This is a genomic window from Kitasatospora cheerisanensis KCTC 2395, from assembly GCF_000696185.1.
GTDB classification, from domain to species: domain Bacteria; phylum Actinomycetota; class Actinomycetes; order Streptomycetales; family Streptomycetaceae; genus Kitasatospora; species Kitasatospora cheerisanensis.
In genome coordinates this window covers 6,962,520-6,975,921 of record NZ_KK853997.1, presented here as the reverse complement: position 1 = coordinate 6,975,921, position 13,402 = coordinate 6,962,520, and the positions used below count along the sequence as shown (strand labels likewise).

Sequence of the window (13,402 nt, the reverse complement as noted above, 5' to 3'; positions counted from 1 at the left end):
GCTCATCCACCGCTTCCCGCGCGGCAGTTGAGCGGCGTCGCGGGTGCTACTGGCCGAGCCACATGTCGGGGCCGAAGACCTCGTAGTGGATGTCGGCGGCCGGGACGCCGGCCTCCAGCAGCTGGGTGCGGACGGCGCGCATGAACGGCAGCGGGCCGCACAGGTAGGCGACGGCGTCGGCGGGGACGGCCAGACCGGTCAGGTCGACGCGGCCGGTGCGCTCGGCGGGCCACTCGCCCTCGGGGCGCTCGTACCAGACGTGCGCCTCGGCGTTCGGCAGCTTCGCCACCAGCTGGCCGAACTCCTCGCGGAAGGCGTGCGCGGACTCCTGCTGGTCGCCGTGGACGGCGATCACCTTGCGGGTGGCGCCGGTCTCGGCGAGGTGGGAGAGCATCCCGACGATCGGGGTGCAGCCGATGCCGGCCGAGGCGAGCACGACCGGGCGGTCCTCGTCGGCCAGCTGCACATCGCCGAACGGGGCGCTGACGAGCAGGGTGGCGCCCTCGTCGACGTGCTGGTGCAGGTGGGTGGAGACCTCGCCGGCCGGGTCGCCGGCCACCCGCTTGACGGTGATCTGCAGGCCGCCCTCGGGCTGCCCGGACAGGCTGTACTGGCGGATCTGGTGGGCGCCGTCCGCGAGTTCGACCTGCACGGAGACGTACTGGCCGGGCTTGTGGGAGGGGACGGGGCCGCCGTCGGCCGGGCGCAGCAGGAAGGTCGCGACGTCGGCGGTCTCGGCGGTGCGGGAGACCACGGTGTAGGGGCGGCGCTCGCCGTGGGTGCCGCTCTCCTCGTAGAGGCGCTGCTCGATGGCGATCAGGGCGTTGGCCATCAGCCAGTACACCTCTTCCCAGGCCTCGGCGACCTCGGGGGTGACGGCCTCGCCGAGCACTTCGACGATGGCGGCGAACAGGTGGTCGTGGACGACCTGGTACTGCGGGCCGGTGACGCCGAGCGAGGCGTGCTTGTGGGCGATGCGGGCGAGCATGGCGTCCGGCCGCTCGTCGGGGTTGTTCACCAGGGCGCTCGCGAAGGCGGCTATGGAGCCGGCCAGTGCCTGCTTCTGGCTGCCGTCGGCCTGGTTGCCCCGGTTGAACAGGTCGCGCAGCAGCTCGGGGTGGGCGTTGAAGAGCCGGTGGTAGAACGAGCCGGTGATCTGCTCGATGGCCGCACCGACCACGGGCAGGGTGGCACGCACGGTCTGCGCGGACTTCTCGGAGAGCATCCGAAGCTCCAAACTCGCATCTGAGATGCGCATTTTACGGTGTGGGAATACCTGGACCGCGTACTGCTGAGAACAGTTGGTACCACTGCTTACACCCGGTGCCGCTCGGGGTCTCGACCCTGCGGACACCGCCCGCTGCCACCCGAAATGCCTGGTCAGGCGGGTGCGCCCGAGGGCGGAAAGCGCTTTCCGAGCATGCCCGGGTGGGCCGCGGACGGCCGCGGACGGCCGTGCGAACCTGCCCCTCGGAGAGCTGACGCAGGATCAGCGACCCGGCGGCGCGCAACCGCCGCGAGCCTCCGACCCCGCTCCCGCTCCCGCCCTCGCTCCCGTTGTCCGGCCGGACCGGACCCGGCTATCCACGGCCGGGCAGTCCGAGCAGGACCGGGCCGGTCGGCGGACCGACCAGATCGGCCACGGTCAACGGGTCGAGCGTCGCGAAGAACGCCTCCTGCGCCCGGCGCAGTGCCCCGCGCAGGCGGCAGGCGTGCCGCAGTGGACAGGGCGGCTCGTCCTCGCAGCCGACCACGTCCCCCGCGCCCTCCAGTTCCCGGACGATCCGGCCGAGCGATCCGGTGCGGCCCGCGGAGGTCAGGGCGAGCCCGCCACCGCGCCCGCGCCGGGCCTCGACCACGCCCAGGTGCTGGAGACGGCTGACCACCTTCGCCGCGTGGTTGTAGGGGACGTCGACCGCCTCGGCCACCTCGCGGGTGGTCGGGGTCTGGTCCTCGTCCAGCACCGCCAGGCGCATCGCGATGCGCAGGGCGATGTCGGTGCTCTTGGTCAGCCTCACGGCCCTGACTGTAGCCAATTCAGCATCTTGGATACCAATTAGGTGCGTGTCTGGTGCGTCACGTTCCATCCCCGCGGCCGACAGGCCCTTCCCCTCGCTGCGCGGACGCCGCAGCGGTGATCCCGATCACCACTGTGCGGCGCGCCCGCCGGCGGACGGCGTCCGCCCGTAGGCTCGGCACCGCGAAGCCCCCTCTTCGCCGCTCCCCCGCTCCCGTTTCCCCTGATGGAGGCCCCAGGTGACGGCACGCCAGCTCCTCGATCTGCTGGTCGACCCCGGCAGCTTCACCTCCTGGGACGAGCCGATCACCGTCGAGCCCGCCGACCCCGGCTACCGGGACGCCCTCGCCCGGGCCCGCGCCCGCACCGGCCTGGACGAGGCGGTGCTCACCGGCCACGCCCTGCTGGACGGGCGGCCGCTGGTGCTGATCGCCTGCGAGTTCGGCTTCCTCGGCGGCTCGATCGGCGTCGCCACGGCCGAACGGATCACCCGCGCCGTGGAGCGCGCCACCGCCGAGGGCCTCCCGCTGCTCGCCCTGCCGGTGTCCGGCGGCACCCGGATGCAGGAGGGCTCCGCGGCGTTCCTGTGCATGGTCCGCGTCACCGCCGCGATCCACGCGCACCGTGCCGCCGGCCTGCCGTACCTGACCTACCTGCGCAACCCCACCATGGGCGGCGTGTTCGCCTCCTGGGGCACCCTCGGCCACCTGGTCCTCGCCGAGCCGAACGCCCGCCTCGGCTTCCTCGGCCCGCGCGTCTACGAGGAGTTGCGGGGCGAGCCGCTGCCGCCGACCGTCCAGCGCGCCGAGACCCTCGCCACTCACGGCCGCCTGGACGCCATCGTCCCGCCCGAGCGCCTGCGCACCTTCCTCTCCCGCGCCCTCACCGTCCTCACCACCCGCCCGCCCGAGGCCAGTTCACCCGCTCCGGCCGCGCCCTCCCCTCCCGCCGCCACCGAGGACGCCTGGGATTCGGTACTCCGCAGCCGCCGCCCCGAGCGGCTCTCGGCGCGCGAACTGCTGTACCACACTGCCGAGTTGTTCGTCCCACTGGACGGCGACAGCGCACTCGTCCGGGCCCTGGCCCTGATCGGCGGACGGCCGGTGATGGTCGTCGCCCAGCAACGCTCCGGCCCCGACCTGCCCGAACTCCGCTTCACCGCCGCCGACCTGCGGGCCGTACGCCGCCAGGCCGAACTGGCCGAGGAGTTGGGCATGCCGCTGCTCACCGTGGTCGACACCGTCGGCGCGGAACTCTCCGTCGAAGCCGAACTCGACGGCGTGGCACTGGAGATCGCCCACTGCCTGACCACCCTGGTCGGCCTGCGCACGCCCGTCCTCGCCGTCCTGCTCGGCCAGGGCAGCGGCGGCGGCGCGCTCGCCCTGCTGCCCGCCGACCGGGTGATCGCCGCCCAACACGCCTGGCTCGCCCCGCTGCCGCCCGAAGGCGCATCCGCCATCGTCCACCGCGACGGCGACCACGCCCCTCAACTCGCCCGCGCCCAGGGCATCACGGCCACCGCGCTGGCCGCGACCGGCCTGGTCGACCAGGTCGTCCCCGAGACCGACGACCCCGCCGACCTCCGCACCCACCTCGCCACGGCCATCACCCAGGCCCTCGCCGAACTCGCCCAACTCCCCACCGCCACCCGCCTCGCCGCCCGCCGCACCCGCAACCGCCACCTCGGCGGCGGCCCGCACACCGCCGGCTGACCGCGCGGAAAACCGTTCGACGCCGCACCACCGGCCTCCGGAACAATCACCGCATGAGCCTGCTCGTCCACACCTTCGTCCGCAGACCCGACGGCGACTGGGAACTCCTGGAGGACCCTCCCTACGGCCGCACCCTGGCCGGCTTCGAACGCACCCGCACCCACCTCTGGGGCTCCGCCCCCGTACGCGCCCTCGGTGCCCGCTTCCTCCCCCGACTCGCCACCACCGACCTCCTCGTGGACCACCCCGACCTCGACGCCTTCCTCACCGAATGCGCCACCCTCCGCACCCACCACGAATCCCTCGCCACCCAGTGCGGCTGCGCCCCCGACTACCTCACCGCCCGCCTCGACAACATCACCGCCGCCGCCCACCGCGCCAAGTCCGAGCCCACCGGCGGCGTCCTCATCTGGTGACACCCACCGCGACGCGCGGAGTGTCCCGCCGCCGTCCGCCTCGTTGCCCCACGAGTGCGACGGCACCGGCGGGGCGAAGGAGGACTCGGGGATGGACAGGCGCGTGGTCGAAGCCGCGGACGCGGTGAGGGCGGCCGAGGAACTGTGCGGCGGGGCTGTGTCGTTGGCGGAGGTCAGTGACCGGCGTGGGGCGCGGGTGGTCAGGGCGGTCGGGCCGGGCGGGGCGACCGCGATCAAGTTCGGGCGGGGTGCGGCGGCCGAGGTCACCGGTCGGGAGGCGGCGGTGCTCGACTCGCTGCCGGGCTACGGTGCCGCGAGCGGGCGTTTCGGCGCGGACGGCAGCTGGTACGTGACGCGGTGGGTGGAAGGTCCGAGCACCTGGCGGCAGTTCGAGTCCGTCCGGGCGGGCCGGGCCGGCGCCCGCACGGTCGCGCTGCGGTGCGGCCGAAGTCGCCCGCGCGGTCGCCGACTTCCACGCGCTCGGGTGGATCCACGGCGACCTCCAGCCCGCCCGTGCCGTCCACACCGGGGAGGGTGTGCGGCTGCTCGACTTCGCCTGGTCGCGGCGGCTCGACGAGACGCCGTGGACGGCCTTCCGCGGCACGATGGTCCACCTCACCGCACCCGAACTGGCCGCCGCCGTCACGGCCGACCGGCAGCCCGTCCTGACCACGCCCGCCAGCGACGTCCACGCCCTCGCCGTCCTGCTGTGGACCTGCGCCACCGGAGACTGGCCACTCGACTACCGCGCCGCCGGCATCGACCGCACGACGGCCGCCCCGGCCGACCTGTTCAGGGCGAACGGCGAACGCGCCGTCCCGCTCACCCCCACCGCCCCGCGGCCCGAACTCCTGGGCGCACTCAGGCCCGTGCTCCTCGCCGCCCCGGCCGATCGCCCCACGGCAGCCGACCTCGCCGCCCACCTGACGGCCCTTCACGACGCGGCAGCGACAGCACCGGTCAGTTGACGCCCGGCGCAGCGTGCCGGGCCAGGCGTCGGGCTTCGGAGGTGACCTCGGCGTCGAGCTGGGCCGGCGTCCGGTCGCTGTACTCGAGGGTGTCGTACTCGTCGTCGAGTTCTGCGAGCCGTTCGACCAAAGGCAGTTGACGTCCGAAGCGCTGGTGGATCCGGAACGCCAGCTCCCGTGGGGTGAGCGCGCCGGCCAGCAACTGGCGGGCGAGGGCCCCGGCGGCGGCTTCCCGACCGGCCGGACTGCCGACCGGGTAGTGGATGAGGCCGAGTTCGGCGAGTGCGGCAGGAAGGAGCGCGGGGACGTCGTAGTCCGCGTCGGCGCGTTCGCACCCGGCCAGCGTGCGCAGGGCGGGGCTGTCGAAGCCGGCGACGAGCGCGTCGCAGGCGGCCCCGATCACCTCGCCCGCCCGGATCTCGCCGACGCTCCAGAGCACGGCGTGGTCCTGCAGGACGCTGGCTGCGGATTCCGATGACGACATGCTCACATGATCTCCGCAGACGGACGATCAGGTCGAACCGGTTACGGCGGCCGGCCGGCAGGGTCAGGGCCGGAGCGCGGGCAGCACGCCCTTCGAGAGCAGGGTGGGGCCGGCCCAGCAGAGGCGGTAGAGGTCGGCCTCGGCCAGGAGGGTGCCGCCCGAGCGGTAGAACTCGCCGCGGGCGCACGATCGTTGGGTCGCGGAGCGGACCTGGTCGGGCGGGTAGACGTCGGCGCGGGTACGACACCGCCACCTGACCCCGCGGCTCGCCGGCCGGGTCATCGCCGGGCTGCGCACCCACCGCGCCGCACACCCCCACCGCTCACTGGCCGCCTCACCCCACGCGAGCGCGAGTCGCTCGCCCACCTCGGCGCGAGCCCGTCCAACGCGGCAATCGCCGGCCAACTGCGCCTGCTCGAAGGCACGGTGAAGGCACACGTCAGCGCGGTGCTCCCCACGCTCGGCGCACGCCACCGGGTGGAGGCGGCGATCAGCGCCTACGAAGCGGGCCCGGTCCCGGCACGCCGCGACCGACCTGGGCGTGGCCCAGTGGCCCGGCGGCCCGGTGGCCAGGCATCCCGATGGCCCGGTGTCCCAACGTCACGGTGGCTCGGCGCCCCGTCGTCTCGCCGTCCCGTGTGGCGGTGGAGGCGGTGCAGGCGGCACGCGTGGCAGCATCGTCCCGTGATCACTGAGGTGGAAGAGGACGGCGGCGCGGCGTTTCCGGGTGACGAAGTCGTCAGGGCGCTGCTCACCGCGATCGCGACGCTGGAGGACCTCGTCTCCGTCGGGTCGGACTCGAACTTCGCGCTCAGCACGCTCGAAGGCATCGCTCACGAGCTCGGCGGAATGGACGCCGCTGAGGGCCGCCGGTTCGTCGCGGCGCTGGAACGCGTCGCCGTCGCCGAGCCGGACCGGGCCGCCTGGATCCGCGGCCTTCCGGTGGCCCTGGGCCCCGACTGCTGACGTACGGCTCCCCGGTGCTGGTCAGGACTGGTGGCGCAGCCAGGCCGCGAGGGGCACGAAGTCCCGTTCCGTCAGGCCGACTTCGGGGTCGACGCGGTGCAGCAGGGCCGGGCCGGGGTGGTGGTCGGCGACCCAGCGGCGGTCGGCCTCGGTGATCTCGTCGTCGACCCACGCAAACGGGGTGCCGGCGGCGTGGGCCACCAGGGCCGGCGTCTTCCAGTGGACGCCGGGTGCGGGGTCGGGCGCGGTGAGGGGCGGGTCGGGCAGGACGGGGATCGGCGGCAGGCCGAGCAGCGGGGCGAGGCAGGTGTTCGCGTCGTCGAACCAGGTGGTGGCCCAGATCAACCGGCAGGGCAGCGCGGCGAGTCGGGGACCGTTGGCCGGATCGACGCGCGTCAGCAGCGGGTTGGACGCGCCGGTCAGCTCGCGGACCCGACGCTCCGTCAGGTGGGTTCGGCGGCGGGCGGGGTCGCCGCCGAACGGGATCAACGGGCCGTCGACGTCGAGGAACAGCAGGGCAACGGCAGGGGCAAGGGCAACGGCCCGGGCAGTGGAGCGTTCATCGCGTCGATTCTGCCCGGGGCGGCGGCCTCGCCACGCCTGCCGTTTCGCGGGCCGCCCGCCTGTCACTTCGTCAGCAGTGCGTCGGCCAGCCAGTCGGCGGTCTCCGGCAGCCAGTCCGCCAGCGCGTTGCCGAGCAGGTGGTTGCCGTGCGGGACGTGCAGCACCTCGGCGTGCGGGAGGTGCGCGGAAAGCGCCTCCCCGTTGGTGACGCCGGGGATCCGGTCCTCGCCGCCCTCGACCAGCAGCAGCGGTCCGTCCAGCTGCGGTGCGAGCGCGCGCAGGTCGATCGCCTCGGCGAACGCGCGGGCGGCTTCCGGGCTGCCGCAGCGCCGGCCGAGGGTCGCTATGACGAACGGGACCAGCGCGTCCCAGTCCAGCCGGTACGGCCCGCTGACCAGTGCCGCCGCGCGCACCCGCGGGTCCTGGGCGGCGACGCTCGCGGCGAAGTACCCGCCGAGGCTGAGGCCGACGACGGCGACCCGCCCGAGATCGAGGGGGCCGCCGTCGGCGCCGCCACCGTCACCGTCACCGGCCAGCACGTCCAACGCCCGGGCGACCGCCGATCGGTGGCCGTCCGCGCTCATCGTCGTGTCGGCCGCCATCACGCCCTGCCCGGGGCCGTCGATCGCCAGCACGGCGAGGCCGCGGGCGAGGAGCGCGTCCGCGAGGGCGTGGAACTCCTCCTTCGTGGAGTCCATGCCGGGGATCACCACCACAACCGGAAAGCGCTTACCGTTCGCCGTCCCCGGCGTGTTCTCCGGCAGCCGGAGCCAGCCCGCGAAGCCTTCGCCGGACAGCCGGCGGGCCTGCGGTTCGAGCAGGGCCAGCGACTGCCCCATCGCGCGGTCTGCCTCCCCGGCGAGTTCTGCCGCCCGGTCCCGGTCCGGATCGGGGAGCAAGGTCCCGAGGTGGAACCAGCGGGCGGCCAGCCGGTGACGCTCGCCGGCCGTCCGGCGGTGGCCGCGCGCGGCGGCCCGCTCGGCGGCGGCGCGGTGCCGCAGGGCAGCCGCGCGGCAGGCGTCCGGCCACTGGAGCAGGGACTCCAGCGGGCCGGTGACCCGGTCGTACTCGTGGACGTCGATCCCCGCACCGTGCGCCCTCGGACGGGTCTCGGCGGCGAAGCCGGCCGCCATGCCGGGGGCGGAGAGGAAGGAGAGGTCGGTCATCGGTGCGGTCCTCCGGACACGGACGCCAGCTGAGCTGACAGATCGACAAATCAACATCGCGTGCCGGGCGTCGCCGCGTGGACGCTCGCGCAGGGGCCGGGCCGGCCCACCCCCTCCACGCACCCAACGGACAACAGTCAGCAGGCAACGCAGCGATCATCATCAATACCTTGATACCTGTCAATGGTGAGACGATCAGCAGCCCTTGTAACATCGGCGCATGGGAATGCCTGCCAGTGACCGTCTCGGCGTCGACCTGCACCTCGCCGACCAGGAGCTGATGGCCGCCAAGCGCACCGCCGTCGAACCCGCCGGGCTGACGGTGCCTCAGTACGCGGCCCTGTTCGTGCTCGCGGAGAACGCGGGCATCAGCGGCGCGGCGCTCGCCCGGGCCTGCCAGGTCACCCCGCAGGCGATGGCCGTGCTGCTCAAGCTGCTCACCGAACGCGGACTGGTCGAACGCGCCCCGCACCGCTGGCACCGCAACGTCCTGGAGACGCGCCTCACCGACCGGGGCCGCGCCGCGCTGGAACTCGCGGACGACCGCGCCGCCGCCGTCGAGCAGGCCCTGTCCGACGAGTTCGCCCCGGCCGAACGCGAGCAGCTGCGCCGCCTGCTGGCCCGCGCCACCGACGCCCTGCGCCGCGCCGCCGACGCCCTCGACTGACGGCACGGGCCCCGCGGCCCCGGCGTCCGAGCACCCCACCGGCGCAGTGACTTCACACCCGGCGGATCGTTGAACGCAGCGTGTCAGCGCCCCGGCAGAGAGACGTCCCGACGGACCAACGGCCTGCGGAGCGGGCCGCGCTGGGGGCATTGACGCGCGCCTTCCCGCCCGAACTGGTCGACCAGGTCCTGCTCGACTCCGGCCGGATCGAACAGGGCGGCCGCCTGCTGCCAGCCCGGGTGGTGGTCTACTTCGTGCTGGCGACGGGCCTGTTGGGCGGTCACGGCCACCCGGACACCGCCCGCCTGCTGATCGACGGCCTGACACGCGAACCCTGGTGGCCGCAGGGCCGGAGCCTGCCGACCGGGCCCGCGATCGACCGGGCCCGGCAGCGGCTCGGCCCGGAACCGCTGCGCCGCCTGTTCGCACGGACCCGCCCCGCACCGGCCGCCCGCAGCACGTCCGCCGCCTGGTTCCGCGACCTGCGACTCGTCGCCCTGGACGGCGCGATCTTCGACGTCCCCGCCAGCGCACCCAACGCCGACTTCTTCGGCCACCCCGTCGGCACCACCGCTCGGCCGCCGTCCCGAACCACCGGCCGCACAACCGCCGTTCAGGACCAGATCGGCTTCCCGCAGGCGCGGGTCAGCGCACTGGTCGAGTGCGGCACCGACACCGTGTTCACCGCCGACGTCGGGCCGCTCCCGGACCACGAGAGCGCACTCGAAGCGGCGATCTACCCGGCGCTGACGCGCGGCACGCTCGCCCTCGCGGATCGCGGCACGACCGACCCGGCCACCTGGCACGCCGCCCGCGCCGGCGGAGCGGACCTGCTCTGGCAGGTGCCCAGCAGTCTGCGGCTCCCGATCACCGCGCGGCTGGACGACGGCTCCCAACTGGCCGAGCCGGGACGCGAACGCGCCTGCCCCGCGCAGGTCCGCGTCATCGACTACCGCCTCGACACCGACCCCCGCCACGCCCCGCCGCACCGCCTGCTCACCAGCCTCCTCGACCCCGCCGCCGCCCCGGCCGCCGAGCTGGCCGCCCGCTTCGTCCAGCAGTCCCGCACCGACGCCGCCCTCGACCACCTGACGCCCGCTCAACCGGGCCCCGGCCCGGTGCTCCGCTCCCACCACCCGGACGGCATCGCCCAGGAGATCTTCGCCCTCCTCCTGCTCCGCCATGCCTTCCCGCCCGCCCGAACAACGCCCGCCGTCCGCAGGCACCCCACCATCCACCTGATTCCCGCGCTGCACTGACGGCCCGACGCCCCCGAGCCCGATGCCCCCGAGCCCGATGCCGACGGACTCCGGTGTGGCCAATGTCGCACGGTGGATCTCCGCAGCTCGTGGGGGGTACGGCGGCCGGCTGCGGGTAGGCTGCGGGCTGCCCGTCCCCCGAGCTGTGAGGAGTTTGCGCGTGTCTGCGATCACCGTGGTGGGGGTCGGTGCGGACGGCTGGCCGGGCCTGTCGGCAGCGGCCCGGGAGTCGCTGCTCGCGGCGGAGGCCGTGCTGGGCGGGGCACGGCAGTTGGCACTGCTGCCGGACGAGGTGACGGCGGATCGGGTGCCCTGGCCGTCGCCGTTGCGGGCGTCGGTGCCGGGACTGTTGGCCCGCTTCGCGGAGCGGCGGCTGGTGGTGCTGGCGAGTGGCGATCCGATGTTCTACGGGATCGGCCGAACCCTGATCGAGTGCGGGGCGCCGGCCGAGTCGCTGCGGGTGCTGCCGCACCCGTCCTCGGTGTCGCTGGCGTGCGCCCGGCTGGGCTGGGCGGTGGAGGAGACCGAGGTGGTGACGCTGGTCGGGCGCGCCCCGGAGTCGCTGCACGCGGCGCTCTACCCGGGCCGCCGAGTGCTGGTGCTGAGCGCGAACGCTTCGACCCCGGCGCTGGTGGCGAAGCTGTTGACGGAGCGCGGGTTCGGCCCGAGCCGGGTCCGGGTGCTGGAGCAACTCGGCGGCCCGGCCGAGGCGTTGCACGAGGGCGTGGCGGACAGCTGGTCGCTGCCGCCGGGCGATCCGCTGAACGTGCTGGCCATCGACTGCGCGGCCGCCCCGGACGCGCCGTGCCAGCAGCTCACGCCCGGCCTGCGCGACGAACTCTTCGAGTCCGACGGGCAGTTGACGAAGCGTCACGTCCGGGCGGCAACGCTCGCGGCGCTCGGACCGGCCCGGGCGAGCTGCTGTGGGACATCGGCGGCGGCTCCGGATCCATCGGCATCGAATGGCTGCGGGCGCACCGCAGTTGCCGGGCCGTCAGCGTGGAGCGCGACCCGGTGCGGGCCGAGCGGATCGTCCGCAACGCGGCCGCGCTCGGGGTGCCCGGGCTGCGCGTGGTGCAGGGCAAGGCGCCGGCGGCGCTGGCCGAACTGGACGTCCCCGACGCCGTGTTCATCGGTGGCGGGCTGACCGCCCCGGGCCTGCTGGAGGCGTGCTGGGCGGCGCTGCGCCCCGGTGGGCGGCTGGTGGCGAACACGGTGACGCTGGAGTCCGAGGCGCTGCTGACGCAGTGGTACCGGCGCTGCGGCGGCGAGTTGGTGAAGCTGAGCGTCGCGCACGCGGTGCCGGTGGGCGGCTTCACGGGGTGGCGGCAGGCGATGCCGGTGACCCAGTGGAGCGTCGTCAAGGGCGGCTGCGCCGGGGCGTCCGGCGCGGCCGAGGAACTCGGAGGAGCAGCGAAGTGACGGTCTATTTCATCGGCGCCGGTCCGGGCGCGGCCGACCTGATCACGGTGCGCGGCCAGCGCACCCTGGCGAACTGCGGGGTGTGCCTGTACGCGGGCAGCCTGGTGCCGCAGGAACTGCTGGCGGACTGCCCGCCGGGGCCCGCCTGGTGGACACCGCGAACCTGGACCTCGACCAGATCATCGCGGAAATCGTCCGGGCGCATCGCGAGGGCCAGGACGTGGCGCGCCTGCACTCGGGCGACCCGTCGGTGTTCTCGGCGATGGCGGAGCAGATGCGCCGCCTGGACGCCGCGGACATCCCGTACGAGGTGGTGCCGGGCGTGCCGGCGTTCGCGGCGGCCGCGGCGGCGCTGAAGCGGGAGTTGACCGTTCCGACTGTCGGTCAGACGGTGATCCTGACCCGGGTGGCCCGACAGGCGACCCCGATGCCGCCCGGCGAGGAGCTCGCGGTCCTCGGCAAGAGCGGCGCCCTGCTGGTGCTGCACCTGGCGGCCCGCTACGTGGACAGCGTGGTCGAGGAACTGCTCCCCCACTACGGACCGGACTGCCCCGCCGCGGTGGTCGCGATGGCCAGCCGCCCGGACGAACTCGTGCTGCGCGGCACGCTCGGCGACATCGCCGTCCAGGTGAAGGCCGCGGGCGTGCTCCGCACTGCCGTCATCATTGTCGGTCGCACGCTCGCCGCGACCGAGTTCCGCGACAGCCACCTGTACTCCACCACCCGCAGCCGATAGGCCGGGAAGAGTCCGGCGGGAAAGCGCTTACCGGCTCCGCTCGGGCCTTCCTGGGCGGGGTGGGTAAGCGCTTTCCGACTCCTTCTCGGTGATCCGACGCGGGAACCGGCAAGCGCCTTCCGGTTCCTATTCGGCGATCCCTCGCGGGAGCGGGCAAGCGCTTTCCGGTTCCGTTCCGACATTCCGCGGCGAAGCGGGTAAGCGCTTTCCGGTCTAGCGCGGCGAAGCGGGAAAGCGCTTACCGACCTCTAACTCGACCCCGCAATGGATGCGGAAAGCGCTTTCCAGCACCGCATCAGCTCCCTCTCGCGGAACCGGTAAGCGCTTTCCGATGCCACGTCAACAGGGGCAGCACGGAACCGGAAAACGCTTTCCCGTCCCCGCCTCCCACCGCGCAGCCGCCCGACGGCCACTCAGCCGAGCGAGGCGATGAAGGCCTTCGCGCGGCGGGTGATTTCGGGCCAGTCGCCGGCGGCAACAGTCTGCGGGGGGACGACGTCGGTCCCGGCGCAGACAGCGAGGGCGCCGTGGTCGAGGAAGGCCTTGGCGTTGCCGGCGTTGACGCCGCCGGACGCGACCAGGGGGATGCCGGGGTAGGGGCCGTGCAGGTCCTTGAAGTAGCCGGGGCCGTAGGTCTTCGCGGGGAAGATCTTCACGGCGGCGGCCCCCAGGTCGAGGGCCTCGGCAACCTCGGTGGGCGTCAACGCGCCCATCACCACGGGGATTTCCGCATCCCGGGCGACGGCTGCGACGGCGGGGCGCAGGCCGGGGGTGACCAGGAACCGGGCGCCGGCGGCGATCCCTTCGCGGGCCTGCTCGGCGGTGAGGACGGTTCCGACGCCGATCCGGCAGCCGGCCTTCGCGGCGGCGGCGACGTGGCGGGCCACGTCCGGTGTGGTGAAGGTGAGTTCGGTCCAGGCGATGCCGCCTTCGGCGAGCGCCTCGCACAGCGCGACCGGGTCGGGGATCACTCGTATAACTTCGTATAATGTATGCTATACGAAGTTATTACGCACCCCACGCGA

12 protein-coding genes and 4 pseudogenes are annotated in these 13,402 nt (G+C 74.1%); 9 read left to right on the top strand and 7 right to left on the bottom strand.

Annotated elements, in window-relative coordinates:
* Positions 1-46: 46 nt before the first annotated feature.
* The gene (locus KCH_RS31360) at positions 47-1,225 is read right to left on the bottom strand and encodes a globin domain-containing protein (RefSeq protein ID WP_035868622.1); all 1,179 of its coding nucleotides are present in this window, start codon (positions 1,223-1,225) and stop codon (positions 47-49) included.
* Between the two features lie 355 nt (positions 1,226-1,580).
* On the bottom strand, positions 1,581-2,018 hold the full coding sequence (locus KCH_RS31355) for an RrF2 family transcriptional regulator (RefSeq protein WP_035868619.1): 438 nt from the start codon (positions 2,016-2,018) through the stop codon (positions 1,581-1,583).
* A 238-nt stretch (positions 2,019-2,256) separates the two neighbouring features.
* Here KCH_RS31355 and KCH_RS31350 point away from each other — a divergent pair, with 238 nt between their 5' ends.
* The 3 genes and pseudogenes from KCH_RS31350 to KCH_RS38120 form a co-directional block, all read left to right on the top strand.
* Positions 2,257-3,729 (top strand): carboxyl transferase domain-containing protein, encoded by a 1,473-nt coding sequence (locus tag KCH_RS31350; protein WP_035868616.1) that lies wholly within the window; start codon positions 2,257-2,259, stop codon positions 3,727-3,729.
* A 53-nt stretch (positions 3,730-3,782) separates the two neighbouring features.
* Positions 3,783-4,145 carry a hypothetical protein gene (locus tag KCH_RS31345; protein WP_051653656.1) on the top strand — a complete coding sequence of 121 codons (363 nt, stop codon included), beginning with the start codon at positions 3,783-3,785 and terminating at the stop codon, positions 4,143-4,145.
* Between the two features lie 452 nt (positions 4,146-4,597).
* Positions 4,598-5,113 (top strand): annotated as a pseudogene (locus KCH_RS38120) (hypothetical protein); the annotation flags it as partial.
* Here KCH_RS38120 and KCH_RS31335 read toward each other — a convergent pair.
* Complete coding sequence (locus tag KCH_RS31335; RefSeq protein WP_035868613.1) at positions 5,106-5,597, bottom strand: hypothetical protein; 492 nt, start codon at positions 5,595-5,597, stop codon at positions 5,106-5,108. The pseudogene KCH_RS38120 and the gene KCH_RS31335 overlap by 8 nt on opposite strands.
* A gap of 63 nt (positions 5,598-5,660) precedes the next feature.
* Positions 5,661-5,879, bottom strand: coding sequence for a hypothetical protein (locus KCH_RS47455; RefSeq protein WP_035868610.1), 219 nt, complete (start codon positions 5,877-5,879; stop codon positions 5,661-5,663).
* Between KCH_RS47455 and KCH_RS45300 the strand changes: the two are divergent.
* Positions 5,790-6,035: pseudogene (locus KCH_RS45300) on the top strand (DNA-binding response regulator); the annotation flags it as partial. The gene KCH_RS47455 and the pseudogene KCH_RS45300 sit on opposite strands and share 90 nt — an antisense overlap.
* A gap of 246 nt (positions 6,036-6,281) precedes the next feature.
* Complete coding sequence (locus tag KCH_RS45295) at positions 6,282-6,563, top strand: hypothetical protein (protein ID WP_035868607.1); 282 nt, start codon at positions 6,282-6,284, stop codon at positions 6,561-6,563.
* A gap of 21 nt (positions 6,564-6,584) precedes the next feature.
* On the opposite strand, the gene KCH_RS31320 is transcribed toward KCH_RS45295, so the two are convergent.
* Both KCH_RS31320 and KCH_RS31315 read right to left on the bottom strand, forming a co-directional pair.
* The gene (locus KCH_RS31320) at positions 6,585-7,079 is read right to left on the bottom strand and encodes an HAD domain-containing protein (protein ID WP_035874626.1); all 495 of its coding nucleotides are present in this window, start codon (positions 7,077-7,079) and stop codon (positions 6,585-6,587) included.
* Positions 7,080-7,189: 110 nt separating this feature from the next.
* On the bottom strand, positions 7,190-8,293 hold the full coding sequence (locus KCH_RS31315) for an alpha/beta hydrolase family protein (protein ID WP_244305511.1): 1,104 nt from the start codon (positions 8,291-8,293) through the stop codon (positions 7,190-7,192).
* A gap of 220 nt (positions 8,294-8,513) precedes the next feature.
* Here KCH_RS31315 and KCH_RS31310 point away from each other — a divergent pair, with 220 nt between their 5' ends.
* The 4 genes and pseudogenes from KCH_RS31310 (at position 8,514) to cobM (ending at position 12,377) form a co-directional block, all read left to right on the top strand.
* Positions 8,514-8,960 carry a MarR family winged helix-turn-helix transcriptional regulator gene (locus KCH_RS31310; RefSeq protein WP_244305510.1) on the top strand — a complete coding sequence of 149 codons (447 nt, stop codon included), beginning with the start codon at positions 8,514-8,516 and terminating at the stop codon, positions 8,958-8,960.
* A gap of 80 nt (positions 8,961-9,040) precedes the next feature.
* Positions 9,041-10,219 (top strand): transposase domain-containing protein, encoded by a 1,179-nt coding sequence (locus KCH_RS31305; protein WP_279635925.1) that lies wholly within the window; start codon positions 9,041-9,043, stop codon positions 10,217-10,219.
* 160 nt (positions 10,220-10,379) lie between these two features.
* Positions 10,380-11,641 (top strand): annotated as a pseudogene (gene cbiE / locus KCH_RS31300) (precorrin-6y C5,15-methyltransferase (decarboxylating) subunit CbiE).
* A pseudogene (gene cobM / locus KCH_RS31295) lies at positions 11,542-12,377 on the top strand (precorrin-4 C(11)-methyltransferase). Before cbiE ends, cobM begins: the two co-directional pseudogenes overlap by 100 nt.
* A 413-nt stretch (positions 12,378-12,790) precedes the next feature.
* On the opposite strand, the gene KCH_RS31290 reads toward cobM, so the two are convergent.
* Complete coding sequence (locus KCH_RS31290) at positions 12,791-13,348, bottom strand: bifunctional 4-hydroxy-2-oxoglutarate aldolase/2-dehydro-3-deoxy-phosphogluconate aldolase (protein WP_244305509.1); 558 nt, start codon at positions 13,346-13,348, stop codon at positions 12,791-12,793.
* Between the last annotated feature and the right edge of the window lie 54 nt (positions 13,349-13,402).